The organism is Streptomyces sp. NWU339 (assembly GCF_003143855.1).
GTDB lineage: Bacteria > Actinomycetota > Actinomycetes > Streptomycetales > Streptomycetaceae > Streptomyces.
The window spans coordinates 62,992-89,488 of record NZ_QFRK01000011.1 but is presented as its reverse complement, the minus strand read 5'-3'; the positions used below and the strand labels follow the sequence as shown (position 1 = coordinate 89,488).

Annotated in this window: 20 protein-coding genes and 2 tRNA genes; 17 read left to right on the top strand and 5 right to left on the bottom strand. The window is 71.3% G+C overall.

The annotated features are described in order from the left end of the window. The first annotated feature begins 114 nt into the window (after positions 1-114). Both DIZ27_RS15975 and DIZ27_RS15970 read left to right on the top strand, forming a co-directional pair. Entirely contained in the window at positions 115-2,223 is a 2,109-nt protein-coding gene (locus DIZ27_RS15975; protein WP_258308396.1) for a hypothetical protein, read from the top strand. 228 nt (positions 2,224-2,451) lie between these two features. After that, entirely contained in the window at positions 2,452-3,681 is a 1,230-nt protein-coding gene (locus tag DIZ27_RS15970; RefSeq protein ID WP_109379074.1) for a glycosyltransferase family 2 protein, read from the top strand. Positions 3,682-3,929: 248 nt separating this feature from the next. On the opposite strand, the gene DIZ27_RS15965 is transcribed toward DIZ27_RS15970, so the two are convergent. Beyond that, positions 3,930-5,975: a CDP-glycerol glycerophosphotransferase family protein gene (locus DIZ27_RS15965; RefSeq protein WP_258308406.1), complete on the bottom strand. Its 2,046-nt coding sequence runs from the start codon at positions 5,973-5,975 to the stop codon at positions 3,930-3,932. A 301-nt stretch (positions 5,976-6,276) separates the two neighbouring features. Further along, positions 6,277-7,707 carry a polysaccharide pyruvyl transferase family protein gene (locus DIZ27_RS15960; RefSeq protein ID WP_109379171.1) on the bottom strand — a complete coding sequence of 477 codons (1,431 nt, stop codon included), beginning with the start codon at positions 7,705-7,707 and terminating at the stop codon, positions 6,277-6,279. A gap of 255 nt (positions 7,708-7,962) precedes the next feature. Between DIZ27_RS15960 and proB the strand changes: the two genes are divergently transcribed. From proB to DIZ27_RS15935, 5 genes are all read left to right on the top strand, one after another. Beyond that, entirely contained in the window at positions 7,963-9,069 is a 1,107-nt protein-coding gene (gene proB / locus DIZ27_RS15955; RefSeq protein WP_109379073.1) for a glutamate 5-kinase, read from the top strand. Positions 9,070-9,202: 133 nt separating this feature from the next. Next, positions 9,203-9,670: a hypothetical protein gene (locus tag DIZ27_RS15950; protein WP_109379170.1), complete on the top strand. Its 468-nt coding sequence runs from the start codon at positions 9,203-9,205 to the stop codon at positions 9,668-9,670. Between the two features lie 162 nt (positions 9,671-9,832). Next, positions 9,833-11,119, top strand: coding sequence for a glutamate-5-semialdehyde dehydrogenase (locus tag DIZ27_RS15945; protein WP_109379072.1), 1,287 nt, complete (start codon positions 9,833-9,835; stop codon positions 11,117-11,119). A 49-nt stretch (positions 11,120-11,168) separates the two neighbouring features. Next, positions 11,169-11,789 carry a hypothetical protein gene (locus DIZ27_RS15940; protein ID WP_109379071.1) on the top strand — a complete coding sequence of 207 codons (621 nt, stop codon included), beginning with the start codon at positions 11,169-11,171 and terminating at the stop codon, positions 11,787-11,789. A gap of 88 nt (positions 11,790-11,877) precedes the next feature. After that, the gene (locus tag DIZ27_RS15935) at positions 11,878-12,948 is read left to right on the top strand and encodes a hypothetical protein (RefSeq protein WP_109379070.1); all 1,071 of its coding nucleotides are present in this window, start codon (positions 11,878-11,880) and stop codon (positions 12,946-12,948) included. A gap of 60 nt (positions 12,949-13,008) precedes the next feature. On the opposite strand, the gene DIZ27_RS15930 is transcribed toward DIZ27_RS15935, so the two are convergent. Next, on the bottom strand, positions 13,009-14,160 hold the full coding sequence (locus tag DIZ27_RS15930; protein ID WP_109379069.1) for a M48 family metallopeptidase: 1,152 nt from the start codon (positions 14,158-14,160) through the stop codon (positions 13,009-13,011). A 345-nt stretch (positions 14,161-14,505) separates the two neighbouring features. On the opposite strand from DIZ27_RS15930, the gene DIZ27_RS45750 reads away from it, so the two are divergent. The 9 genes from DIZ27_RS45750 (at position 14,506) to DIZ27_RS15890 (ending at position 19,652) form a co-directional block, all read left to right on the top strand. Beyond that, entirely contained in the window at positions 14,506-14,670 is a 165-nt protein-coding gene (locus DIZ27_RS45750; protein ID WP_181383546.1) for a hypothetical protein, read from the top strand. A gap of 265 nt (positions 14,671-14,935) precedes the next feature. Beyond that, a complete protein-coding gene (nadD, locus tag DIZ27_RS15925; RefSeq protein WP_375231975.1) occupies positions 14,936-15,535 on the top strand; it encodes a nicotinate-nucleotide adenylyltransferase in 600 nt (199 codons plus the stop codon). A 16-nt stretch (positions 15,536-15,551) separates the two neighbouring features. Beyond that, positions 15,552-17,393: an LCP family protein gene (locus DIZ27_RS15920; RefSeq protein ID WP_109379067.1), complete on the top strand. Its 1,842-nt coding sequence runs from the start codon at positions 15,552-15,554 to the stop codon at positions 17,391-17,393. 115 nt (positions 17,394-17,508) lie between these two features. Next, positions 17,509-17,967, top strand: a complete 459-nt coding sequence (gene rsfS / locus DIZ27_RS15915; protein WP_109379066.1) for a ribosome silencing factor — start codon at positions 17,509-17,511, stop codon at positions 17,965-17,967. Next, positions 17,958-18,632 (top strand): histidine phosphatase family protein, encoded by a 675-nt coding sequence (locus tag DIZ27_RS15910; RefSeq protein ID WP_181383545.1) that lies wholly within the window; start codon positions 17,958-17,960, stop codon positions 18,630-18,632. Before rsfS ends, DIZ27_RS15910 begins: the two co-directional genes overlap by 10 nt. Before the next feature lie 104 nt (positions 18,633-18,736). Continuing rightward, positions 18,737-18,809, top strand: a tRNA-Ala gene (locus DIZ27_RS15905). Between the two features lie 237 nt (positions 18,810-19,046). Then, on the top strand, positions 19,047-19,238 hold the full coding sequence (locus DIZ27_RS15900; protein WP_109379065.1) for a hypothetical protein: 192 nt from the start codon (positions 19,047-19,049) through the stop codon (positions 19,236-19,238). 3 nt (positions 19,239-19,241) lie between these two features. Next, positions 19,242-19,475 (top strand): hypothetical protein, encoded by a 234-nt coding sequence (locus DIZ27_RS15895; RefSeq protein WP_015660434.1) that lies wholly within the window; start codon positions 19,242-19,244, stop codon positions 19,473-19,475. 104 nt (positions 19,476-19,579) lie between these two features. Next, positions 19,580-19,652 (top strand) — tRNA-Ala (locus DIZ27_RS15890). Between the two features lie 141 nt (positions 19,653-19,793). Here the strand turns inward: DIZ27_RS15890 and DIZ27_RS15885 are convergent. Further along, complete coding sequence (locus DIZ27_RS15885; protein ID WP_109379064.1) at positions 19,794-21,401, bottom strand: NADH-quinone oxidoreductase subunit NuoF family protein; 1,608 nt, start codon at positions 21,399-21,401, stop codon at positions 19,794-19,796. 334 nt (positions 21,402-21,735) lie between these two features. Then, on the bottom strand, positions 21,736-23,016 hold the full coding sequence (locus DIZ27_RS15880; RefSeq protein ID WP_109379063.1) for a ferric reductase-like transmembrane domain-containing protein: 1,281 nt from the start codon (positions 23,014-23,016) through the stop codon (positions 21,736-21,738). A 576-nt stretch (positions 23,017-23,592) separates the two neighbouring features. Between DIZ27_RS15880 and leuS the strand changes: the two genes are divergently transcribed. Further along, positions 23,593-26,490, top strand: coding sequence for a leucine--tRNA ligase (gene leuS, locus DIZ27_RS15870; protein ID WP_109379062.1), 2,898 nt, complete (start codon positions 23,593-23,595; stop codon positions 26,488-26,490). Positions 26,491-26,497: the final 7 nt, after the last annotated feature.

The following is a 26,497-nucleotide window of genomic DNA, read 5'->3' as shown; positions in this document are numbered from 1 at the left end:
CGGCCCCCCGTTCACGCAGTTCGCGCGCGGGTGTTCGCGGGGGCCTGAATCCTTCGCCCACGCGTTACCCATAGGCACAAACCGGCACTCACCCTCCAAGAGCAGGTTTATCCGTTGATATCCACCGCTATTCGCGTCGCCCGGGTGGGCAGCGCGGCCGAACTGGTCGCAGCGGTCGTCATGATGCTGGCCTTCCCCTGCCTCATGCTGGCCGCGCTCGTCCCGAGCGTCCCCGCCTTCGCGGCAGCGGCCGCCGTGACGTACCTGGCGGACCACTACCTGCACCACAGGGGCAGCTACCTGGTCAACCGCCTCAGCAAGGTGCGGGCGGGCCTGTCGATCCGCTTCCTGATCCGGCAGCTGCTGCTGATCCTGCTGCTGGCCCGCCTGTCGCTCGCGGACAACCTGATCTACTACGGGGCGATCGCCTGCTTCATCGCCTTCTACGGTCTTCAGGCCCCGCACGGCGCGCTGACCACGCTGATCCGCAACCGCCGACGCATGCCGGTGGCCACCCGCAACATCGACCTGGCCTCCCGCGTCCGCATCCCGGACGCGCCGCCGCGCGCACTGATGCACCGCGCCGCCGAGAAGATGCTCCACCTCGACCTCGCGGCGGTCGTCGGCATACTGGTCGCCGCGGCGCTGGACTCGGCCGTCATCGGTTTCGCCGGCATCGGAGCCACGGTGCTCCTGGGCGTCCTGTACGTGCTGGCCCTGGTGCCCTACGTGCGGGGCCGGCGGACACCGCCGAACGCCGAGAAGGTGCTGGAAGCGGTCGACGGCTGGCTGAGCGACTACCGGCCGGAGACCGTGCTGTACTTCTCCGGCTCCAAGGACTCCGCCTACCAGGTCAACATGTGGCTGGAGACCATGGAGCAGCTGGACACCCGTCCGCTGATCATCCTGCGTGAGCGGGTCATACTGAGCAACCTGGCCCCCACCACGGTCCCCGTCATCTGCGTGCCCGGAGGGGTGCACCTGATGAACCTGGACCTGTCCACGGTGCGCGTCGCGCTGTACGCGGCGAACGTCGGCAAGAACATCCACCTGCTGCGCGTTCCCACCATGAAGCACGTCTTCATCGGCCACGGCGACAGCGACAAGATCGCCAGCGTGAACCCGTACAGCAAGGTCTACGACGAGGTGTGGACGGCCGGCCGCGCGGGCCGCGACCGCTATGCCATCGCCGACGTCGGTGTCCGCGACGACGACATCGTCGAGGTCGGCCGCCCCCAGCTGGCCCCCATCGAGAGCGCCCGCGGCGAAGCCGCCGACGGGCACCGTCCGACGGTCCTGTACGCCCCCACCTGGGAGGGCTGGGACGACAACCCCGGCAACACCTCGATCCTGCTGGCCGGCGAGAACATCGTGAAGCGGCTGGTCGCGGCCGACCCCGCGGTCCGTGTGCTCTACAAGCCGCACCCGTTCACCGGAACCCGCAGCGCGCAGGCCAAGGCCGCCCACCAGCGGATCACCGCGCTGATCGAGAAGGCCACCGCCGAGCGCGCCGCCGACCCCCGCTACACCGCGGACACGGCGGCCCAGGAGCGGGCCGCGGCCGAGCTGACGCGCATCGAGGCCCGGTTGGCCGAGCTGACCGACGGCGCCGGGGGCGGCGACGAGGCGGAGACCAGCCGCGACGGCCTGGTCGACGCGGCCCGGCACGAGGAGGCCGCCCGGCTGCGCACCGAGTGGAACACCGCGTACTGGCGTTCCTTCCCCGACTGGGAGCACCGCGTCATCACGGGCCCCCAGCCGCGCCTGTACGACTGCTTCAACGTCTCCGACGCGATGGTCTCCGACATCTCCAGTGTCGTCTCCGACTTCATCGCCAGCGGCAAGCCGTACGCGGTGACCGACTCCGCCGGGCTGGGGGCGGAGGAGTTCAAGCGGCAGAACACGGCGGTGCGCGCCGCGGTGATCCTGTCCAACGACGCGGCCGGACTCGACGAGCTGCTCGCCGCCGTCCGGGCGCCCGAGAGCGATCCGCTGGCCGCGGAGCGGGGCGAGCTCAAGCGCTACCTGCTGGGCCCGGACGAGCCGAAGTCCATCGACCAGTTCAACAGCGCGGTGGGCCGACTCGCCCAGAAGGCCGAGACGCGCAACCTCGGTCAGGAGTCCCGGACCGCGGTCGGCGGACCGGACGTGGAGCCGGCGGACGCGCTGCCCGTGCAGGCGGCGTCGGTGACCGGCGAGACGGAGGGCGCCGGGGCGGGCTGACCCGCTCCGGGCACCCGCCCGGCACCCACTCGAACACCCCACAGGCTCGGCCCCCGAGGAGCAACTCCTCGGGGGCCGAGCCTTTCGTGTCGGCCCGCAGTTGGCCGAACTCCCTTATGACATAGGTCACTTGAAGGGCCGTTCGAGGCAACCCCCTACCTCGAACGCCCGTCTAACAAGTAGCGAATGAGGCGATACGAGGGAAATATCCTGCAACAAGGGGGAAACGTGACCGTGGCGCAGCCTGATGTCACCGTGGTCATCGGGGCGTACGAGGCGATGCCGTATCTGGTCGAGTGCCTCGCCTCGCTGGAGGCACAGACCATCGACCCGGAGCGCATAGAGGTCATCGCCGTCGACGACGGCTCGACGGACGGCACGGGGGAGTTCCTGGAGGAGTTCGCGGGCCGTGCTCCCATGCCGGTCACCGTGATCCGGCAGGCGAACTCGGGCGGTCCCAGCGGCCCGCGCAACATCGGCCTGGGCAAGGCCACCGGGCGGTACGTCTTCTTCCTGGACGCCGACGACCGGCTGGGCCACGAGGCCCTGCAGCGGATGGTCGCCATGGCCGACCGGGCCGGCACCGATGTGGTCCTCGGCCGGGTCGAAGGCGTCAACCGGGGCGCCCCGAAGTCCATGTGGGGCCGCACACTGGAGCGTACGGACGTCCACTCCTCCAACATCAAGTACACGCTCAGCGCGCAGAAGCTGTTCCGCCGCGAGTTACTCGTCCGGCACGGCATACGGTTCGACGAGTCGCTGTTCACCGGCGAGGACGCGCTGTTCACCATGGAGGCGTACCTCAGGGCGAACGGCGTCTCCGTGATCGCCGATTACACCTGCTACTACCTGGTGGGCCGCGACGACGGCAAGCACGTGACCAAGAGCGGGAGTTACACCCTGCGCTTCGAGTCGGCCCGCCGCCTGACGGACCTGATCGCCGACCTCGTCCCCGAGGGCCCCCGGCGCGACCGGCTCATGTTGCGGCCCTTGACCGTCACCCTGCTCCCGCAGTTCGGCCCCCGCTTCCTCAAGGACAGCGACCGGGTGCGGCGGCACAAGCTGGAGCTGGCGAGGCCCCTGATGGACGCCCACTGGAGCGACGACGTCGCCCGGCACCTGAAGGTCGAGGAACGGCTGAGGCTGCACCTGGTGGCCGAACAGCGGCTCGAACTCCTCCTCGACGCCGTGAAGTTCACGGCGTCGAGGAAGCAGGCTCCGGCCCTGCTGGAGCGGCGGGGCCGACGCGTCTACCTCGTGTATCCGCACTTCCGTGACCGTGCGGCGGGCATCCCCGACTCCGTCTACCTCGCCTCGTCCCGGGAGGCCCGCGCCTTCCCCGGCTACCGCGAGGGCGGCACGGCCACCGTCCTGCGCCGCGCCGCCCGTCGGGCCCGCCACCTGCTGACCTCGCCCGGGAGACCCGCCCCGGAGCCGAAGACCCCGACGGCGGCATGACACCGCCCTAGGGCCTGTCCGGCGGGTCATGCCACAGACGCGGGATCCGGCACGCCCTCCCCCAAGCTCTTCGAGCAGGGGGCCCCAGCGGCGTTGTCGTCACTCTTCCCCACTCTCGACTTCTCCCCCACTCTCGACTTCGCTCGAGCGGGAGGGACCCCCATGAGCGGGAGGGGACCCATCGCTCCTGCTCACCCGCGCCGATGAGGCACCGTCGATTTCCTGCGGCCTGGTCCGCCGGACAGGCCCTACCCCTGACCGCCCCGGGCTCCGGTGTCGGCTCCGGCTCCGGGGCCGGCTCCCGGGTGGGTTTCGGGGTTCTGGCGTGGGGCGGGGAGCAGGGCCTCCGGGGGGAGAGGGGACACGCGCGTCCTGTGGTGCAGCGCGGCCGTGGACAGGGCGCGCAGGGCCGCGTTGCAGCGGTCCTGGGCCGTCGGCTCGTCGGGGCCCAGCAGCCTCAGTTTCAACTCCGCTCGGGCATCCGCCAGTTCGTCCTTCTCCGGATTCCGGACCGATTCCAGCAGGGCCGGCACCCCGCCCGCGTCCGGCGTCAGTACGGTCGCCGCCGCCACCGTCGGGAACTCCGTTCGGAACGCCTCCTCGGACAGCCCGCCGGTGTTCGCCACCGCGTACGGCTTGCCGCTGGCCAGGAAGTCGCTGATGACGCTCGACACATCGCTGATCAGCAGGTCGGCGACGTCGAAGCAGGCGTACAGGGCGGGTCGTACGCCGGTGACGATCTGGTGCTCCCCCTCCGGCAGCGACGCCCAGTACGCCTGCTCCCAGGCCGCCGTGGCCCCCCTCACCGCCTCGGCCCGGCCCGGCGGCGGGGCGGACTGCGCCAGCATCCGCTCGACCTGGTCGGCACTCGGGCGGACGTCGGCCGCGGTGAGCCGGTCCAGCTCCGCGGTGAGCCGGTCCAGTTCCGAGGTGGAACGCGTGGGCCGGGCGGCTCCCGCGGACCGTTCCCGGTTCGCCGCCCGGATCAGCTCCCGGACGCGCCGGTCGGCGGCGCCCGTCCGCGGATCCACCGAGCCGGTCAGCGGGTGCGGCTTGTACAGCAGCCGTACGCCCGGGTCCGCGAGCAGCGCCCGTACGATGTTCTCCCCGGCCGCGAGCACCGAGGTGTTGCCCGGGTTGCCGTCCCAGCCCTCCCAGGTCGGCGCGTACAGCACCGTGGTGTACGTACCGGCCGGTGGGCCCGCGTACGGGCGCACGGCGTCCAGTTGGGGACGGCCGATCTCCACCACGTCCTTGTCCTCGACTCCCACCTCGGCCCGCGCGTACCGCTCACGCGCCTCGGGACCGGCCACCCACACCTCGTCGTAGGCCTTCGCGTACGGATTGCAGGACGACAGCTTGTCGCTCTCGCCGTGGTTGACGAAGGCGTGCTTGATCGTGGGGATGCGCAGCACCTGTGAGGTCTTGCCGGAGTTCGACGGGTGGATGAGGACCCGCAGTGAGGAGCGCTCGAGCCGCATCAGGGTGGACACCTTCGGCAGGCACACGACCGGGATGTCGGTCGCCGCGAGCTTCGCCACCATGAACCGCTCGCGCAGGACGATCACCGGCCGGCCGTCGAGCCCGCTCATCGTCTCCAGCCACATGTTCGCCTGGTAGGCGGAGGAGACCCCGCCGGAGAAGTACAGGCCGACCGTGGGCCGGTAGTCGGCCAGCCAGGCGTCGAACCAGTCGAGTACCTCCTGTTCGCCCGCCGGGCGCCGGGAGGGCAGCAGACGCAGCAGCAGTGCGCCCAGGCCCGCCGCCGCGAGTACCAGCGACAACGCGATCCCGGCCGCTGCGGGCAGGGGGGTCCGGGTCACCGCCGTCGAGGCCAGGCCGGCCGTCGTGGGCAGACCGAGGAGCAGCAGCCGGTGGCCGGGGTGGCGCAGCAGCGCGGCCGGGGCGCGGGTCAGGCGCAGGGCCGAGGCGTCGATGTTCCGGGTCACCACGGGCAGTGTGCGGGTGCGGCGGACCAGCACGGAGACCGCCTGGATCGCGCAGTGCAGCGCGTAGAAGGCGAGCAGGCCGGCGACGAGCCACGCGTACTGCGGCTCCCGGTCGTTCTCCCCGAGTCGCAGCAGACCCACTACCAGGAGCAGATCCCGCAGTACGTGGCGGACGGTGATGTCCGCGTGCGACTTGGCCAGCAGTGACAGCGTGCCGGGCTGCCACCGGTACAGCACGCCCTCGACCGCCAGGCAGACGGCGGTCGCGGCGAGCAGCAGCGGGATGTTCGGGAGCAGGGCCGCCGCGGCCTGCGCCACGAAGGCGCCGACCAGCACGGCCGCCACCGTCACCTTGGCGACGGCCGGGCCGCCGGGCGGACGCCCGGAGGCGGGGCCGGGGGTGCGGGGCGAGGCACGGTGTGGGCGGATCCCCGCCGGGAACCACCGGCGGGACAGGGACAGGGGCACGCGGTCACTCCAAAGCGCGTCGCGGAGACGGACGCACGGGTTAACGCGTACCGACGTCCGGACGACACGCGCGTGTCCACGAAGGGTGGAGTGACCGTTGGATGTATGGGCCCGTCCGGCGGGATCCACCCGGACGGGCCCCAAGGGCGGCCCGGGTGGCTTTCCCGGGCCGCCGCCGTCAGTTCCGCCCGCCCTGCAGGGCTCGGCGCAGGGGACGGCCCACCACCCGGCGGGCCCTGCGGTACACCGAGCCGGACGCGGGGGCGACCACGGCGGTCTTCCCGGCGCCGGTCTTGGTCCCGGTCTTCGTCCTGGCCTTGACGCCGGCCAGTTCCTTCTTCAACTTGGCGTTGTCCGCGGTCAGTTCGCTGACCCGGGTGTGCAGCCAGCCGAAACGCGCGACGAGCGCGGCCGGGTCGGTGTCGAGCCACGGGCGGACGCCGCCGGGGAAGTCCAGCGAGCGCATCCGCTCCTCGTGGGCCGTGCCGCCGTCGCCGTGCGAGAACGTGTTGTCCAGCCCGTTGCGGTCCAGGAACGAGGTGAACCGCTCGAACCGCTCGTGGTGGTTGCCGGTCAGCCCGCTGAGGTCGGTCTCCTCGTACAGCCGAGCCGGGTCGGTTTCCTCGGGGGCCCCGGAGAGCTTGTCGAGCGTGCGGTGCGGGATCTCGAAGTAGCGGCACAGCTCCAGCGTGCGCGAGTCCGAGCAGAGCACGGTCGCGGGCGTACCGGCGAGCAGCGCCGCGATGTTGCCGTGGATGCGGGAACCGAAGGAGAAGTCGAAGTCCCGCAGATCGTCGATCCAGGTCACCGGGTCGATGTAGACGCGGACCTTGTCCTCCCGGTACATCGGGTGGTCGGGATGCGTCGGCATCCCGGTGACCTTCCCGTTCGGGTCGGACAGGTCCCGCCAGTGCAACTGCAGTGCGTCGCTGAGGTTCTGGCCTATGAACCGCAGGTTCGGGTAGCGGGCGTGGGCCCGGGTGATGACCCGGCCCAGCCCCTGGCTGCGCACCGCGCTGTGCGAGCCGTTGATCGCGATCCGGGAGTCGGCGGTCAGCTCCTGCGTCCGCTTCTGCACGGCGAGTTCCTTGCCGTACATGAACAGCGAGGGACAGCCGATGACCTCGACGTCCTTGAAACCGAGGCCGTTGAGGTACTTCTCGGTGAACTCGCCGCGCACACCGATCGAGGCGCTGCGGTCCAGCACGGCGGAGACGAACTCGCGTACCGCAGGCTCCATCGGCTTCAGCCGCGCCGGGTCGTAGTCGAGTCCCGCCTGGGCGCCGACGCCGACGACGACCACGGGAATCTTCAACTGGCTGATGAGCCGGGTCAGTCGGCGCAGGCTTGCCTCGAACGACGGCCGGAAGGCGTTGGCGAGCGGCACGACGAACGCGTCGTACTCCTCGTTGATGCGGCCCGGAGGGGTGCCGTCGGTTCGAATACCGTTGGACACCACCGTGGTCTGCGGCGTCTCGAGGATCTTGTGCGTGGCGTCGCTGAAGATCAGGTTGCCTGCGTTGCTGGCGAAGACGTCGCGATGGAGGGCCTCCTCCACCGGTACGACGTCGTAGGGGCTCTTCCCCGATCTGAGGAGGATGCGCTGTATGCGGCGAGCGTTGGGTGACACGCCGTTCACAATATGTTTCCGGAAGCTTTAATTTCTACGGGCAACCAAAGCAACCTTTTTCACATCAGCGCTCCGTGAGCGAGCGGTTACGTGGGGGTGTCCGGAACCTGGACCGGCAGGCGTGCCCCGCCCCGTCTCGCGTAGATTGCCGAACGGGCCCCATGGCCGGCACGAGACGGGCCCCATGGCCGACACGAGGGGACGGAACACCAGGTGGCACGGGCAAGGCAGGCCGTGGGCGAGGCCCGCAGGATCGTGGTCAAGGTCGGATCCTCCTCGCTGACCACCGCGGCGGGCGGTCTGGACGCCGACCGGGTCGACGCACTCGTCGACGTGCTCGCCAAAGTGCGATCCGGAGGGGAGCGCGAACTCGTCCTCGTCTCCTCCGGTGCCATCGCCGCCGGCCTCGCCCCGCTGGGCCTCGCCCGGCGCCCCAGGGACCTCGCCCGCCAGCAGGCCGCCGCCAGCGTCGGCCAGGGCCTGCTGGTGGCCCGCTACACGGCCTCCTTCGCCCGCTACGGCGTCCGCGTCGGCCAGGTGCTGCTGACCTCCGACGACATGAGCCGCCGCGCCCACCACCGCAACGCCTCCCGCACCCTCGACAAGCTGCTCGCGATGGGCGCCTTCCCGGTCGTCAACGAGAACGACACCGTCGCCACCGACGAGATCCGCTTCGGCGACAACGACCGCCTCGCCGCCCTCGTCGCCCACCTGGTCCACGCCGATCTGCTCGTCCTGCTGTCCGACGTGGACGGCGTGTACGACGGTGACCCCGCGCGGCCCGGCACCTCGCGGATCGCCGAGGTGTGGGGGCCCGAGGACCTCGCCCACGTCGACATCGGCAGCGCGGGGAAGGCCGGTGTCGGCACCGGCGGCATGGTCACCAAGGTCGAGGCCGCCCGGATCGCCGCCGCCGCGGGCGTCCCGGTCGTGCTGACCAGCGCCATCCACGCGGGCGACGCCCTCGCCGGCGCGGACACCGGAACGTACTTCCACCCCACCGGCCGGCGCTCCGCCGACCGGCTGCTCTGGCTCCAGCACGCGTCCACCCCGCAGGGCGCGCTCACCCTCGACGACGGCGCGGTGCGCGCGGTCGTGGAGCGCCGCATGTCGCTGCTGCCGGCCGGGATCGCGGGCGTCGAGGGCGAGTTCAGCGCGGGTGACCCGGTCGAGCTGCGGGACCGCGCGGGGCGACCGGTGGCCCGCGGCCTGGTCAACTTCGACGCCAAGGAGATCCCCCGGCTGATCGGCCGTTCCACCCACGATCTCGCCCGCGATCTCGGACCCGCGTACGAGCGCGAGGTCGTACACAGGGACGATCTGGTGGTCCTGCACCCGTAATGTCCAGGATCGTTCGCCCCTCGCGGTGGACGTTCCGCAAAACCGCCCCATGACGCCCGGCGGCCTGCTCAACTTTCCTCCAGGGACACATCCGCCCGGCCCGAGAGCCGGTCTGTGCGTGAAGGAGGCCGTCGTGAGACGAGTACGCCCTGGGACGACGGCGTCCCGCGGTGGTGCCGGCTCCCGGGCGGCCGGCGAGGAGCGCGCCCTGACCAGTGTCGCGGCGGGGGACCGGTTCCAGGGCGGCGAGCACCGGGACCTCCCCCGCCTGTGGCACGTCACCCTCAGCGTCTCCGGCAGCCGGGTCCCGGTCGCCGAGGTCCGCCGAGCCCTGGAGCAGCTCGCCCACGACCACCCCTTCCTGCTGACCAGCCGGTACGCCGACGACCACGCGGAGATCCGTTACTGGGAGGAGGCCCGGGACCTGCACGACGCGGCCGCCGTGGCGCTGCGGCTGTGGGGCGAGCACCGGCAGACCGCGGGCCTGCCGCCCTGGGAGATCGTCGGCCTGGAGGTCATCGACCGGGCCACCTACCACCAGCGCATCGCCGCGGGCCACGGCCCGGCCCCGGCGACCCCGGTGGGGGTACACCCGTTCTGAACCCCACCACGCACCGCAGCCGCTCATGACGACCACGCACCGCAACCATCGATGGGGCAACCGCCACGGTGCGCCACCACGTCCGCGAGAGCGGCGCCGGTTCGGGCGCAAAGGGGCGACTGCCCCGCCCCCGGCCCTCTCCGGCCGCATTATCCTTCCCCCATGACCACGCTTTCGCCTTATGACTCGATGTCCCCGGTCAACCAGGCCGCCTACCGGGCCAAGGGCGCCGCCGCCACCCTCGCGCCGTTGCCGCGTGCCGCCAAGGACGACGCGCTGCTCGCCATCGCGGACGCGCTGGAGGTCCGGGCGGGCGAGATCGTCGAGGCCAACGCCCAGGACGTGGCCAAGGCACGCGAGGCGGGCATCGGCGAGGGCATGATCGACCGGCTCACCCTCACCCCGGAGCGGGTGCGCGCGATCGCCTCGGACGTACGGGACGTGGCCGCGCTGCCCGACCCGGTCGGCGAGGTCGTCCGCGGCTCCACCCTGCCCAACGGCATCGACCTGCGTCAGGTCCGGGTGCCGCTCGGCGTCGTCGGGATCGTCTACGAGGGCCGCCCCAACGTCACGGTCGACGCCGCCGCCCTGTGCCTGAAGTCCGGCAACGCGGTCCTGCTGCGCGGCTCGTCCTCCGCGTACCGGTCGAACACCGCACTGGTGCGGGTGCTGCGCGACGCGGTGGGCGGCGCCGGGCTGCCCGCCGACGCCGTGCAGATGGTGCCCGGCGAGAGCCGGGACAGCGTGCGCGAGCTGATGCGCGCCCGCGGCCTGGTCGACGTGCTCATCCCGCGCGGCGGCGCCTCCCTGATCAACACGATCGTCCAGGAGTCGATCGTCCCGGTCATCGAGACCGGCACCGGCAACTGCCACGTCTACGTCGACGCCGACGCCGACATCGAGACCGCCGTGGAGATCCTGGTCAACTCCAAGGCCCAGCGGGTCGGCGTCTGCAACGCCGCCGAGACCCTCCTGGTCCACCAGGACATCGCCCCCGTGTTCCTGCCGCGCGCCCTGGACGCCCTGGCGGAGGCAGGGGTCACCGTGCACGCCGACGAGCGGGTGATGGCGTACGCCAAGGATTCCAAGGCGACCGTGGTGGAAGCCACCACGGAGGACTGGGAGACCGAGTACCTCTCCTACGACATCGCCGCGGCGGTCGTCGACTCCCTGGACCGGGCCGTGGAGCACATCCGGTTGTGGACCTCCGGCCACACCGAGGCCATCGTCACCACCTCGCAGCAGGCCGCCCGCCGGTTCACCCAGTTGGTGGATTCCACCACCGTCGCCGTCAACGCCTCCACCCGGTTCACCGACGGCGGTCAGTTCGGCTTCGGCGCGGAGATCGGCATCTCCACGCAGAAGCTGCACGCCCGGGGGCCGATGGGCCTGCCGGAGCTGACCAGCACCAAGTACATCGTGACCGGCGACGGACACGTACGCCGCTGAACCACGGTGGCTCGGGCAGACGGATGAATTTCCATACCGTCTGCCCAAATTGACCCCTCAGGTCTACCCTGGAGATGTGCCGGAGGACGTGGGGGGCATGCCGTTCCCTGACGGCGGGGAGCCCGACGACGACCACGACCGCGGAATGTCGGACGACGCGTTCGACTCCGTGGTCTTCGACGAGGCGTTCATCGGTGCGGCCGTGGTGCACGAGCCGACCGCCGTCGAGCGCCTCCTGGCGGCCGCCCAGGCCAGAGCCGAGGCGTCCGAGGCCGAGGCCCGCCGCACCCGCTCGAAGACCGAGCGGTACGACGAGGGGTACGCGGACGGGTACGGCGGATACGACCGCCACCGCCGCGGTGACGCCTTCGACGACGTGGGCGAGAACCCCGACGAACCCGATGTGCTGGAGGACGGGTACGGCTCCCCGGGGCCGTACGGCAGACAGGTCCGCTGGCACCGCCCGGTCGCCTGGATGCTCGCCCTCGTGATGGGCATCGGCATGGTGGCGCTCGCCTTCTCGGCCGTCTACCGGGGGGCCTCCTCCAACCGCCAGGACCCGGCTCCGACGCCCGCCTCGACCGGCCCGGAACAGGGCGGCGGCGTGACACCGTCCGCCTCCGCCGACTTCTCCCGGCCGACCGTCCCGGTGATCCCGCCCAGCCCCTGACAGCGGAGGTCGGACCTGGTGAGAACCTGTCAGAACTTGTCGTGCGGCAGGGCGTTTACGGGGACTCCCCGCGACCTACTCTGAAGATATGGCAGGGCCAGCGGACCCCCCTGGAGGGACTCCTGAGGGCGCCCCCTCGGGCGGCGAGGACGAGTACCGGTCCGTCGTCTTCGACGAGTCCTTCGTCCGCGCTGCCCGCCTCCAGGAGTTCTCCGCCGAGGAGCGCATCACCGACCACGCCCCCGCGGTACGCCGCCGTCCGCGGCGCCGCCGGGGCCTGCCCCGGCAGGCGCTGATGCTCGTGGTCCTGATCGCCCTGGCCTTCGGCACCGCGGTCTACATGGGTGTACAGCACCCCTACCGGGCGACCACCGCCGGGGAGACGGTCGAACCCCTGCGCATGACCGTGCTCCCGCTCGAGCCCGAGGGCAAGGTGCCCGGCACCACCAGCGCCGAACAGTTGTACGCCAGGAGTCCGGCGGCGCAGTTCCGCGTCGGTGCCGAGGGGGTGCCGCTCCCGGCGTCCCGGCGCACCGCGCACTTCTCGGACGGGCAGGTCGTGGCCGCGCTGGTCACCGCGAAGGACTACATCGTCCGGTCCGCGCTCGATCCCGCGGTGCTCACCGGCGGGGAGACCCACTCGGTACGTGTCCTGCTCGACGCCGACCAGCAGGAGCAGTTCGACCGGAGCTTCACGCGGCCGGCCGCCGACGGGCGGCACGCGCCCACCGGATGGCTCGTCCGCTTCGACCCCTCCCGCGCGGAGCTGGCCGACCGCAGGATCCGCGTCCAGGGCACCCTGCAGGCAGCCGAGACCGACCCCTCCACCCTCGAGGTCACCGCGGACCACACCTCCGTGTACGCGCTGCGGCCGGCCGGTGCGGGGAAGGGCGCGGAGGCGTCGCTGTTCACGGTCCGGCGCGAGCTGCACTTCCGCTTCGACCGCGAGGACCTGCGCCTGCACCAGGCGCAGCTCGCCGTCTCGTACGTCCAGGCCGGCCCGCTGTCCTGCGCCGAGGACTCGGCCGGCCGGCTGCACCCCCTGCTGGCGGGCGCCACGGCCGAGGAGGGCGGCCCCGCCGGTACCGACCCCTACGCCGTGGGCGGCACCGCGGCCCTGTGCGGCTCGCTGGCGGCGGGGGCGCAGCCCAGGCTGTGACGCGACGCCCCCGTGGCTCCGGGGCCGCCCCCGTCGTGGTTCCTGCGCCGCAGGTGTGCCTCACGTGCCGTCGCGCGGCGGGCGGTCGTCCCCGGAACCGGAGTCCGGGCCGGAGCCCGGCGAGGCACCCGGCCCCTGCGAGGGCTTCGACCCCGAGGATCCCGACGACCCCGACGACGTGAAGCCGCCGAAGCCGCGGCGGACCCGGCCGCCCAGATCACCGGCGCCGCCCGCGATGTCGCTGACCAGCTTCATCAGCGGATCCTTGGAGTTCTTCACGTCACCGACGTAGCTGCTCGCCGACTCGCGCCAGGAGTCCCGTACCGAGGCGTCCTTGTCCTCGTCGCGGCGCGGGTAGTGGCCGTCCATGAGCCGCTGGTAGTCGCGGGACTCCGCCCACTTCTTCAGCTCGGCCGCCCGCACGGTGGTGAACGGGTGGGAGCGGGGCAGCACGTTGAGGATCTTCAGCACGGAGTCGCGCAGATCGCCCCCGGCGTCGTACTCCTCGGCCTGCTCCAGGAACGCGTCGACGTTCATCTCGTGCAGGTGGTTGCCACCGGCGATCTTCATCAGGCCGCGCATCGAGGCCTGGAGGTCCTGGCCGACCAGCAGCCCCGCACGGTCCGCGGACAGCTCCGACTTGCGGAACCACTCGCGCAGCGCCGTCACGATCGCCATGATCGCGACATTGCCCAGCGGAATCCAGGCCACCCGCACCGCGAGGGACGTCAGGAACAGCAGGATGGTCCGGTACACCGAGTGCCCGGACAGCGCGTGCCCGACCTCGTGTCCGACGACGGCCCGCATCTCCTCCTCGTCGAGCAGCTCGACCAGTCCCGTGGTGACCACGATGATCGGCTCGTCCAGGCCGATGCACATGGCGTTCGGCGTCGGGTCCTGGTTCACGTACATCGGCGGGACCTTCTCCAGGTCCAGGATGTAGCAGGCGTCCCGCAGCATGACGTTGAGGTGCGCGAACTGCCGGTCCGAGACACGCACCGAGTCGGACAGGAAGAGCAGCCGCAGGCTGCGCTCGGGCAGCAGGCCGCTCAGCGCCTTGAAGACCGTGTCGAAACCGGTCAGCTTGCGCAGCGCCACCAGGGCGGAGCGGTCGGCGGGGTGTTCGTACGCACGCGAGGAGATTCCGGGGAAGCGCCTGCGCTGCCTGCTCGGCACGTTCTCGTGCCCGTTGTGCTGATGGCCGTCGGACATGTGTCCCCCATGTGCGTCTGTGTGACCTTCGCGGTTTCCTTGCCGGTCCTCTGTGCGGTCCCTGCTTCGCCCGCTGCCCGCCCCGGGGCGAAGCCCAGCCTAGGCGGAGACGGCGTGGACCGGCAGACCGGATGTGAGCCGTGCGGCTCCCCGGGAAGGACGGCCCGGGCGGCGGGATGGTTGCCTGCCGGGGCGCCCGCCGTGGACGGCCCGGCGCCCGCCAGGGAAGCGCCCGGGAAGGCAGCATGGCCCGCAACGACGGAGTCGGGGTGATCGTCGAGAAGGTGCCCGCTTACGATGAGCCGAAGTCTTTATCCCGCCCACACGCGATAGGTACTGCCGAAGATGAGCCTCCCCAGCGCCGCTGCCCAGTTGGTCACCCTCGCCGCCGAGGGCGGAGCGAACAGTAGCAACCACGAGAGCCTCAACCCCTACCTCGTCGGCGGCTGCGTCCTGGCCGCCCTGCTGGTCCTGCTGTGGATCACCACCCGCTTCAACCGCGACCGCTAGATCATTCCGGCATGAGCCGCCGGACCGGCCCCGGGCCGTCCGGGGCCGGCCGGAGGGCACACCTGGCCGTCGGGGTCGCCATGTTGGGCCGGTAGGGTCTGCACGCATGGAAGAGCAGGACATGCCTGTCGGTCCGGCGAAGGACACGGGCGGGGAGTCGACCGAGGCGACCACCGAGGTCACGACCGGGTCCGGGGCCGAAGGCACGGCCGCGCGACCGGCGAGCGGCGCCGAGCACCGTCCGGCGCCGCGCCGGGGCGGCGGCATGGTGCGACCGGGCAAGCGCCGGCTCGGCGTCATGGGCGGCACCTTCGACCCGATCCACCACGGGCACCTGGTGGCGGCCAGCGAGGTCGCCGCGCGGTTCCACCTCGACGAGGTGGTCTTCGTCCCCACCGGGCAGCCGTGGCAGAAGAGCCACCGGGTGGTCTCCGCGGCGGAGGACCGCTATCTGATGACGGTCGTCGCGACCGTCGAGAACCCGCAGTTCTCGGTGAGCCGCATCGACATCGACCGCGGCGGGCCCACCTACACCGTGGACACCCTGCGCGACCTGCGCGCACTCAATCCCGACACGGACCTGTTCTTCATCACCGGCGCCGACGCCCTCGCCCAGATCCTCACCTGGCGGGACAGCGAGGAACTGTTCTCCCTGGCGCACTTCATCGGCGTCACCAGGCCCGGCCACCATCTGACCGACGCGGGCCTGCCCGAGGGGGGCGTGTCGCTCGTCGAGGTCCCCGCCCTGGCCATTTCCTCGACGGACTGCCGTGCGAGAGTCGCCAAGGGGGATCCCGTCTGGTACCTGGTGCCGGACGGGGTCGTGCGCTACATCGCCAAGCGCGAGCTGTACCGCGGCGAGTGAGCCGAGAGGGGCACCGGTGAACGACCGATACGAGGCGGGATACGGCGACGGTGGGGACGACCCGTACGGGCTCGTCGGCTACGACGAGTACGGACGGCCCGTCTACCGCCAGGACCAGGCCCAGCAGGCCCCGCGGCAGCCGTACGACCCGTACGGGCAGCAGGGGCACCAGGACCAGTACCAGCAGTACCAGGGCCAGGACCAGTACGGGGACGGACAGGGGCAGCAGGGCTACGGCTACGACCCGTACGCCACGGGCGGCCCGCAGCAGCCCCAGCCGCCGTACGACCCCTACGGGGCCCAGGACACCCCCGCCCCCGGCGCTCCCGGCACCTACGACTCGTACGACCCCTACGGCACCCCGCAGAACGGCGGGACGGCACCGTCGTACGACCCCTACGGGGACTCCTACGGGCAGACCGCGCACGGCGGCACCGGCGGGCAGCCCCGGACCGCCGAACACACCGCGCAGACCGCACAGACCGCGCACATCCCGCACCAGCCCGGCCCCGCCGACGACGAGACCGGCCGGACCGACGACCGGACCGACGACCGGACTGGTCCCGCCGACTCCGAGGCGCCCGAACCGGATTACCGCACCGAGCAGTTCGCCTTCGTCGAGGAACCGGACGGTGACTCCGAGGACGTCATCGACTGGCTGAAGTTCACCGAGAACCGCACCGAGCGCCGCGAGGAGGCCAAGCGCCGCGCACGCAGCCGGATCGTCGCCCTCGTCGTGGTCTTCGCGCTGGTCGCGGCCGGCGGCGTCGGCTACCTCTGGTACGCCGGGAAGCTGCCCGGCACCGGCTCCGACGCCGGCACCGGCACCACGACGGCCGCGGGCGCCCAGAAGCGGGACGTCATCGTCGTCCACCTGCACGACACCAAGGGCGGCGGCACCGCCACCGCGCTGCTCGTCGACAACACCACCACCAAGCAGGGCACCACCGTCCTGCTGCCCAACTCCCTGGCCCTCGCCGCCGAGGACGGCACCACCACCACGCTCGCCAAGTCGGTCGAGGACGACGGCTCCGGCGGGACCCGGACCGCGCTCGACACGGTCCTCGGCACCGACATCGAGGGCACCTGGCGGCTGGACACGCCCTATCTGCAGAACCTCGTCGACCTGGTCGGCAACATCGACATCGACACCGACGCCGACGTGCCGGACCCGGGCGCCAAGAAGAAGGGCGAGGCCCCTCTCGTCAAGAAGGGGAAGAGCCAGACCCTCTCCGGCAAGATGGCCGTCGCCTACGCCACCCACCGCGGCTCCGGCGAGGCGCAGGACGCCCAGCTGGAGCGGTTCGGGCAGGTCATGCAGGGGGTGCTGCGGAAGATGACCTCCGACGCGGGCGCCGCGACGACCACCATCCAGACCCTGGGGCAGATCATCGAGCCGCCCCTGACCGACAAGGACCTCGGCTCCTTCCTCGCCCGGCTCGCCGACCTCGCCAAGGGCGGCGACCACAGGACCGCGCTGCTGCCCGTGCAGGAGGACGGCACGCTCACCGCCGAGACGAGCGCCAGCGTGGTCAAGGAGGTGCTCGGCGGCACGGCGAAGAGCCCCGACAAGGACGCCGCGGTCAGCGTCTCGGTGCGCAACGCCACCGGTGTGGAGGACAACACCGAGAAGGCCCGCGTGGTGCTCCTCAACGGCGGCTTCACCTTCCTGAAGGGCGGCACGGCCACCGCGGAGGCGACCTCCGAGGTCGTCTACGCCGACGCCGCCGACAAGGAGAACGCCGACGAGGTGGCCAAGACCCTGGGACTGCCCGCCTCCTCCGTCGCCAAGGGCGAGGTCTCCGGGAACGCCAGGGTCTCGGTGCTCCTCGGCCAGGACTACGAGCCCGGCAGCTGACCGGGCGGGGGCGCCGACGGCGCCCCCGCCCGGGCGCGCCCCCGAAACGCGTGGGGCGTGCCCGGCGGTCCGTGAGACCCTTGGAGGCAACCGACCTCCGAGCGAAAGCCTTGCAGTGACCGCAACCGACCGTTCCATCGAGCTCGTCACCACCGCCGCCCAGGCGGCCGCCGACAAGCTCGCGCACGACATCGTCGCCTACGACGTCAGTGACGTGCTGTCCATCACCGACGCCTTCCTGCTGGCCTCCGCGCCCAACGACCGCCAGGTCAAGTCGATCGTCGACGAGATCGAGGAGCGGCTCAGCAAGGAGCTCGGTGCCAAGCCGGTGCGCCGCGAGGGCGACCGCGAGGCCCGCTGGGTCCTGCTCGACTACGTCGACATCGTCGTCCACGTCCAGCACAGCGAGGAGCGGGTCTTCTACGCCCTGGAGCGGCTGTGGAAGGACTGCCCCGAGCTGGAGCTGCCCGCGGACGCCGTGGCGACCCGCGGCAAGGCCGCGGAGCACGCCCGGCAGCTGGAGGCCGAGGAGGCCGCCGCGCAGACCGCGGAGCCGGGTGGTGAGTGGCGGTGAGCGCCTCCGGTGAGGTGCTCGGGTCCGGTCGCCGGGGCCGCCGCATCATCCTGTGGCGCCACGGCCAGACCTCCTGGAACGTGGAGCGCCGCTTCCAGGGCAGCACCGACGTGGAGCTCACCGAGACCGGCGTCGCCCAGGCGCGCCGGGCCGCGCGCCTCCTCGCGGGCCTCAAACCGGACGCGATCATCGCCTCCGACCTGAAGCGGGCCGCGCGCACCGCCGCGGAACTCGCCGCGCTCACCGGTCTGGAGCCGGTCCACGACGAGGCCCTGCGGGAGACCTACGCGGGCGTCTGGCAGGGCCTGACGCACGACGAGATCATCGCCAGGTACGGCGACGAGTACACCGCGTGGAAGCGCGGTGAGCCGGTGCGCAGGGGCGGCGGCGAACTGGAGACCGAGGTCGCCGACCGCGCCGCTCCCGTGGTGCTCCGGCACACCGAGAAGCTCCCGGACGACGGCACGCTCGTGGTGGTCAGCCACGGCGGCACGATCCGCACCACCATCGGCCGGCTGCTCGGGCTGGACCCGCGCAACTGGGAGGGCCTCGGCGGGCTCACCAACTGCTGCTGGTCCGTCCTCGGTGAGGGCGCCCGCGGCTGGCGGCTGCTGGAGCACAACGCCGGCACCCTGCCGGAGCCGGTGCTCGGCGACGACGACTGACCGACGGACGACCGGCGGACGACCGACCGGGGACCGGATTTCACTTTCCGGCAGGTCGCAGGCTAAAGTTCTTCTTGTTCGCCCGCCGAGCGGGAAGAACACCCGGGGCTATAGCTCAGTTGGTAGAGCGCCTGCATGGCATGCAGGAGGTCAGGAGTTCAATTCTCCTTAGCTCCACAGATGGGGTGCTGGGTCGAGAGATCCACCGCTTCACATGACGAAGATCCCGTCCTCGGTACGAGGGCGGGTTTTTTCGTTGTCCCTGGTTGAGCACTCCGGGGTCGACGGTCGTATACCTCCACGAGGCGCCGATCCGTGTCCCGAACGGTACCCAGGCGTCGCTGACCGCGATGGCCCGGCCGTGGCAGAATCAAACGGCCGGAAGGGGGCGCGGCCCGACGGGAGGGAGTTGTGATGCCTGCGAGCATCCACGGGGAGGTCGACCACCTCCTCGGCGGGGTGTCGACACGACGGACCTCGATCCGCCACCGCTGCCCTTCCCGCGGCTTCGCGCACGTCGCCCGAGTCTTCGACATCCTGGGCGTCCTCGGCGGCAACGACGGTGTCTCCTACGGGTGTACGGCCTGCGGCCACAGCTGGAGCTGAGTGATGGGTGCGCACAGGCGAAGGTGTGACTGGTGCGGCAGCGGGACGCCGATCGTCCGGGACATGGAACCGGTCAATCCCGACTACCAGTACTGGTGCGAGGAGTGCGCGCGGGCGCTGATCATAAAGGGCGACCCGATCGAGACGTACCGCGAACTCGAGGGTGAACCGATCTACGGCCGGCTCCTGGAGGAGCACTGCACGCTCAAGCGCTTCTATTCGTTCGTGACCGCGTGACAATGCGGACGGAACCGGGCGCAACGGAATCGATTTGGTGTTGGGCCCCGATGACCGTGTAAAGTTGGCGTCGCCGCCGGGGAAACCGGGCGGGAGCAGGACCTGGGGCTATAGCTCAGTTGGTAGAGCGCCTGCATGGCATGCAGGAGGTCAGGAGTTCAATTCTCCTTAGCTCCACAGTAGTCGAGGGCGGATCATCCGAATGGATGGTCCGCCCTCGACGCGTTGTTGGGGACGGTGGGCCGTGGGGACGGTGTGCGGCGGCTCGGAGAGGGGCCCGTGCGGATCACCCCGAGGGGTGCCCCGCACGGGCCTGTCTCAGCGGCCCAGTGCGCGCCGACCGCGCCCCTGGGAGAGGACCGGCAGATTACGAGAGGGCGCCTTGGACGAAGCCCCCTCCTCGATGCGCAGGGCCAGTGCCGGGCAGCGGCGCACCGCGCGCAGCGCCTTGTCCTCGGCGCGGCGCGGCACCTGGGCCTGAGCGACCGTCGGGAAGCCGTCCGCGCCGAGCTGGAAGACCTCCGGGAGGAGGTCCGCGCACAGCCCGTGGCCCCGGCACAGCGTCCAGTCGACGAAGATCTTCTGGCGGCTGGGGCCGTTCTCCTCGCCGCCGCCGCCCGGGATGCCCGTAGGGATCTGGCCGCCCTCGAAGAGCGGCAGGACGCCCTCCACGGGCCGCCCGCAGCCGTTGCCCATGACGTGGGCGGTGAGGTCGTCGGTGAACGCCTTGATGGTCGACTCCAGGAACATCGCGGAGCCGTCCGGATGCGAACACGCGCCGCGCCGCTTCACGTTCTTGGCGACCTGCTTGACCGCCTCCAGGGCGGCCGGTCCGCCGCCGTTGAGGATGTCCTCCAGGCCGCGCGCGGCGGCCGGCAGGCCCAGGTAGCACGGGCCGCACTGGTTGGCGCTCTCCTCGGCCAGCCACTTCGCCACCATCAGCGACTCGCCCAGCGGGCAGGTGTTCTGACTGATCGGCAGGATCGCCCCCGCACCGAGGGCGCCGCCCACCGCGTCCAGGGAGTTGCGGGAGACGATCGCCTCGTTGACGGTCGCCGCGTCGATCCACTTGCCGTGGTAGCCGCCGGTCAGCACGCCCTGCGGCACCGGTGGCGCACCGGCGAGCTGCAGGACGTAGCGCAGCGGTACGCCCGTCGGGACCTCGACCACCATGGGGCGGGCGACCGCCCCGGACACCGTGAGCATGACGGTGCCCGGTTCGTCGTACAGGCCGGTGTTGCCGTAGCGCTCCGGGCCGATGCGGGCGGCGATGGCGAGCTGGGCGAACGTCTCGGCGTTGGACAGCAGGGTGGGCGCGCCGCCGACGCCGTTCTTCGAGGCGCTGGTCTTGCGGCCCGGCGGAATCGCCGGACCGCCGTCGATGGAGCGGATCAGTGAGGCCGCGGCGCCCGTGACCATCCGCACCGGGTTGCGCTGCACGCGGGCGCGCAGCACGGACCGGCGCCCGTTGTTGAGGCCGCGTTCGGCCAGCGCGGCCTCCATGGAGCGCTGGGTGGACTCCCGGGTGACCCCCACCACGAGCGTGCGGGCACCCATGGCCTCGGCGCACAGCAGCGCGCCGTCCAGGATGAGATGCGGAGCACGGTTGATCAGCACCGTGTCCTTGCGGCAGGCCGGTTCGTCCTCGCTGCCGTTGACGACGACGACCGGCCGGACACCGCGCTTGATCGCCGTTTCGGCGACCGAGCGCAGCTTCTTGTGGAAGGGGAAGCCCGCGCCGCCGCGGCCCCTGAGGTTGATGCGTTCAGCCAGCTGGGCGAGCTGTTCGCCGCCCAGGGGTTCGAGCGGCCCGTGCACCTTGAGGTGCATGGGGAGATCGAGCCGGTCGACAAGGTCGAAGCCCGACGTGAGCTGGGGAAGTCCGACGACGCGGACTTCGGGTACGTCGGGCAGAGCCTCGTTCACCTGACCTCCTTCGAGGATGCCCCGGCCTTCAGGACGGGGCGGGAGTACCGCCCGCTTGCGGAGGAGATTCGAACCCTTGCGGAGCAAGGCGAGAACGGTATTCCGCCTCTACGGCGGAATACCGCCCATGTGATCGGGTAAAGGGCTTGCCGTGCGGTGCGGGGACCGAGCGGGCACACCGTGTCGATCGGGAACCGGGACGGCACACCCGAGCTTCGCTCGACGAACCGGGCAGGTTCCGTCCCGGCTGGTGTTGAGGGAGCAGGGCCTCTCAGGTCGTCGGCCTGCGAGGCGTCCTGAGCCGGGAATCCCCCTGCTTCAGCTGGGGGAGGGTTCAATTGAAGCCTCCGGAAGGCGTGTTCCAAGGTTCGGCCGAACCCGGTGCGTCGAAGTCGTACGACGCACCGGGGGATGGATCAGTGGCGGGACCGCTGTTGTACGTGTCACTCGGGTTGTACGTGCCGTAGAGGGGGTTCGACTCACCGGTGTCGCGCACATCACTCGCGCCGTAGCCCGGTGCGGTCGAATTGTCGTAGGTCGGGATGTTGTATCCGGTGTCCTGGAGCGGGTCGTAGGCCGACGGCGGGGCCTCGCCGACCGGTGGCGGGGAGGGGATGGGCCAGTTGCCCGAGGTGCTGGAGGGGCCGTCCACGCGTGCCGCGTCCATGAGGGGTGCGTCCACGCGCGGGACGGCCTGCGTGGGCTGCATGTCCAGGGGCAGTTCCATGCGGGCGGTCTGGTCGGCGTAGAGGGGCTGCTGAGGCTGGGACGGGACGGACGGGGGCGAGACCGCGCGGTAGGCGGCCGCGAAGCCGTTCGCGGGCTCCGGGGCCGGTGTGACGCGTTCGGCGGCCTCGTACCGCGGCCGTGCCGCCGGCTCGGGGCGCTCGGAACGGGACCGGGAGGCCTGTCTGCCGCCGTTCCCGTAGCCGGGGAGCGACGCCTCGGCCGACCGGGAGCGGCTCTTCTCCAGGACGTCGCGGCCCGACTGGTCGGTGATGCCGAGCAGGCCGGTGACCTGGTCGGCGACCTTGCGCTTGACCGAGGGCGGGGAGACGCGCAGCACCAGGACGGCCATGACGCCGAGCACGGACAGGCCGTACAGGATCAGGAAGATCGGCTTGGCCGCTCGACCCGCGTAGAGCCCGTGCACCAGCGCGGCGCACCAGGCCGGGTAGGCCAGCATGTGCATGGCGCGCCAGCGTGCCGCGACGGGGGCGGGCGAGGCGAAGCGGTTGCGCAGGATGCCGGTGATGGCCACGAAGATCATCAGCAGGCCGGCCAGCGTGCCCAGGCCGATCAGGAAGCTCCGGCCGGCGACCACCTCGTCGTCCGTGAGGAGCAGTCCGAAGGGCAGTACCGCGGCGATCCAGGTGGTGTGGTCCAGGACCAGCTTGATGACCATGTGCACCAGCAGGAAGACGACCGAACCGACCGCCGTGGTGCGGTGCACGGCCTGCGCCAGGATGCGCTCGCGCGGGCCGAGCAGAACCCGGTCCTGGGCGACGAGCCCCCAGATCACCGAGCAGCTCAGGCAGACGAGCGACAGGACGCCCGCGCCGAAGTTGAGGAACTCGAGGAACCAGTCGTCCGCCGTGCTGTCGTCCGGCCTCACGCCCTACCTCCCCACGTCACGACGGAAAGCACGACGGCGAGCGGGTACGACTGACCGGCAGCCGACCGGCCCTGAACGGGCGGTGGGCTGCTGTCTGGACGAGGGTTCATGGGGGAACTCCGAACGTTCGGGAGAAGCGGTCCCGGGCCGCACTCTAAACCTCCTGCGTACCGGGGAGTACAGGTTTGAGTTATTGCGCTGTTATCAAAGGACGATCCGGCCGGAGGGATGCCCCATAGGGGGTGTTACGCGAAGTAATCTTTGACCGGAATTCAGGGGTGCCGGTGGGCGGGAGCGCTCTCTGCGGGCTCTCCACCGGTTCTCGGCGGCCTCGTGGGCCCGGAAAGCGCGTCGCGGCGCGCCGCGGGCCTGCGGTACCCTGGCGCCATGCGTGCCGTACGCCTTCTGCTTAGCGAGCCGCGCTGATCAGTCCCGACCACGGTCGAACCAGGTGGTCGGAATCGGCGCGGCGTCCCCTCCTGTGCGAGGGGATTTTTCATTTCCGGAAGTCCGGAGGCCCGAAGGCCTGAAATGCCGCAGCCGAAGGCGCAGACGATCGATGGAGCTTTGAGGACCATGAGCGAGACGAACCCCGCGGCCACCGCCCCTGTGTCGGCGGAGGCCGCGCCGCACCGCTACACGGCCGCCCTGGCGGCCGAGATCGAGGCACGCTGGCAGGACTTCTGGGACGCCGAGGGCACCTACGACGCGCCCAACCCGAGCGGTGACCTGGCGGGCGACCCGGAGCTGGTCGCTCGGCCCAAGAAGTTCATCATGGACATGTTCCCCTACCCCTCCGGTGCGGGACTGCACGTCGGCCACCCCCTGGGGTACATCGCCACCGACGTCTCCGCCCGGTTCCAGCGCATGACCGGCCACAACGTCCTGCACACCCTGGGCTTCGACGCCTTCGGACTGCCCGCCGAGCAGTACGCCGTGCAGACCGGCACGCACCCGCGCGTGTCCACCGAGGCCAACATTGAGAACATGAAGTCCCAGCTGCGCCGGCTGGGCCTGGGCCACGACAGGCGCCGGTCGTTCGCCACGATCGACCCGGAGTACCACAAGTGGACCCAGTGGATCTTCCTGCAGATCTTCAACTCCTGGTACGACGACGAGGCCGACCGGGCCCGCCCCATCACCGAGCTGATCGCCCGCTTCGAGTCCGGTGAGCGCCCCGTGCCGGGCCACACGCGTGCGTGGAGCGAGCTGAGCGAGGCCGAGCGCGCCGACGTCCTGGGCGAGTTCCGGCTGGCCTACGCCTCCGACGCGCCGGTCAACTGGTGCCCCGGCCTGGGCACCGTGCTGGCCAACGAGGAGGTCACCGCCGAAGGCCGCTCCGAGCGCGGCAACTTCCCGGTCTTCAAGGCGAAGCTGCGCCAGTGGAACATGCGCATCACCGCCTACGCCGAGCGGCTGCTGGCCGACCTGGACGCCCTGGACTGGCCCGAGGCCATCAAGCTGCAGCAGCGCAACTGGATCGGCCGCTCCGAGGGCGCCCGCGTCGACTTCCCCATCGACGGCGAGCGGATCACCGTCTTCACCACCCGCCCCGACACCCTGTTCGGCGCCACCTACATGGTGCTGGCGCCCGAGCACCCGCTGGTCGAGAAGTTCACCCCGGCCACCTGGCCCGAGGGCACCCACGACATCTGGACCGGCGGCCACGCCACCCCGGCCGAGGCCGTCGCCGCCTACCGCGCGCAGGCCGCGTCCAAGTCCGACGTGGAGCGGCAGGCCGAGGCCAAGGACAAGACCGGTGTCTTCATCGGCTCCTACGCGACCAACCCGGTCAACGGCGAGCAGGTGCCCGTCTTCATCGCCGACTACGTCCTGATGGGCTACGGCACCGGCGCGATCATGGCCGTACCGGCCGGTGACCAGCGCGACTTCGAGTTCGCGCGCGCCTTCGAACTGCCGATCCACTGCATCGTCGAGCCGACGGACGGCCGCGGCACGGACACCGCCACCTGGGAGGACGCCTTCGCGTCGTACGACGCGAAGATCATCAACTCGTCCAACGACGAGGTGAGCCTGGACGGCCTGGGCGTCGTCGAGGCCAAGGCACGCATCACCGAGTGGCTGGAGCGCCGGGGCATCGGCGAGGGCACCGTCAACTTCCGGCTGCGCGACTGGCTGTTCAGCCGCCAGCGCTACTGGGGCGAGCCCTTCCCGATCGTCTACGACGAGGACGGCATCGCCCACGCGCTGCCCGAGTCGATGCTGCCGCTGGAACTGCCCGAGGTCGAGGACTACTCCCCGCGCACCTTCGACCCCGACGACGCCGACAGCCGGCCCGAGACGCCGCTGTCGCGCAACGAGGACTGGGTCCACGTCACCCTGGACCTGGGAGACGGCCGCGGTCCGCGCCGGTACCGGCGCGAGACCAACACCATGCCCAACTGGGCCGGCTCCTGCTGGTACGAGCTGCGCTACCTGGACCCGCGCAACAGCGAGAAGCTGGTCGACCCGGAGATCGAGCGGTACTGGATGGGCCCGCGCGAGGGCATGCCGCACGGCGGCGTCGACCTGTACGTCGGCGGCGCCGAGCACGCCGTCCTGCACCTGCTGTACGCGCGCTTCTGGTCCAAGGTGCTGCACGACCTGGGGCACGTGTCGTCGGCGGAGCCGTTCCACAAGCTGTTCAACCAGGGCATGATCCAGGCCTACGTCTACCGCGACAGCCGCGGCATCGCGGTACCGGCCGCCGAGGTCGAGGAGCGCGAGGGCGCCTACTACTACCAGGGCGAGCGGGTCTCCCGGCTGCTGGGCAAGATGGGCAAGTCCCTGAAGAACGCGGTCACCCCGGACGAGATCTGCGCCGAGTACGGGGCCGACACCCTGCGCCTGTACGAGATGGCGATGGGCCCGCTGGACGTGTCGCGGCCGTGGGACACTCGCGCGGTGGTCGGTCAGTTCCGGCTGCTGCAGCGGCTGTGGCGCAACATCGTCGACGAGAACACCGGCGAGGTGACCGTCGTCGACGCGGGGGACTCCGGTATCGGCGAGGACACCCTGCGTGCCCTGCACAAGGCGATCGACGGGGTGCGCCAGGACCTGGAGGGCATGCGCTTCAACACCGCCATCGCCAAGGTCACCGAGCTGAACAACCACCTGACCAAGCAGGGGGGTGCGGTGCCGCGTCCGGTCGCCGAGTCCCTGGTGCTGCTGGTGGCGCCGCTGGCCCCGCACATCGCGGAGGAGCTGTGGCGCGCGCTGGGCCACACCGACTCGGTCGTCCACCAGGACTTCCCGGTCGCCGACCCGGCGTACGTGGTCGACGAGGCCGTCACCTGCGTGGTTCAGGTCAAGGGCAAGGTCAAGGCCCGCCTGGAGGTGTCGCCGTCGATCTCCGAGGAGGAGCTGGAGAAGGTGGCGCTGGCCGACGAGAGGGTCGTCGCGGCGCTGGGCGGGGCCGGGATCCGCAAGGTGATCGTGCGGGCACCGAAGCTGGTGAACATCGTTCCGGCGTGACGCCGTG

Excerpts from the sequence above, each read along its gene's own strand:
- DIZ27_RS15895 (WP_015660434.1), top strand. The coding sequence starts at position 19,242 with ATGGGTGCGCACAGGCGAAGGTGTGACTGGTGCGGCAGCGGGACGCCG.
- DIZ27_RS15900 (WP_109379065.1), top strand. The coding sequence starts at position 19,047 with ATGCCTGCGAGCATCCACGGGGAGGTCGACCACCTCCTCGGCGGGGTG.
- DIZ27_RS15935 (WP_109379070.1), top strand. The coding sequence starts at position 11,878 with ATGGCAGGGCCAGCGGACCCCCCTGGAGGGACTCCTGAGGGCGCCCCC.
- DIZ27_RS15930 (WP_109379069.1), bottom strand. The coding sequence starts at position 14,160 with ATGTCCGACGGCCATCAGCACAACGGGCACGAGAACGTGCCGAGCAGG.
- nadD (WP_375231975.1), top strand. The coding sequence starts at position 14,936 with ATGGTGCGACCGGGCAAGCGCCGGCTCGGCGTCATGGGCGGCACCTTC.
- DIZ27_RS15945 (WP_109379072.1), top strand. The coding sequence starts at position 9,833 with ATGACCACGCTTTCGCCTTATGACTCGATGTCCCCGGTCAACCAGGCC.
- leuS (WP_109379062.1), top strand. The coding sequence starts at position 23,593 with ATGAGCGAGACGAACCCCGCGGCCACCGCCCCTGTGTCGGCGGAGGCC.
- DIZ27_RS45750 (WP_181383546.1), top strand. The coding sequence starts at position 14,506 with ATGAGCCTCCCCAGCGCCGCTGCCCAGTTGGTCACCCTCGCCGCCGAG.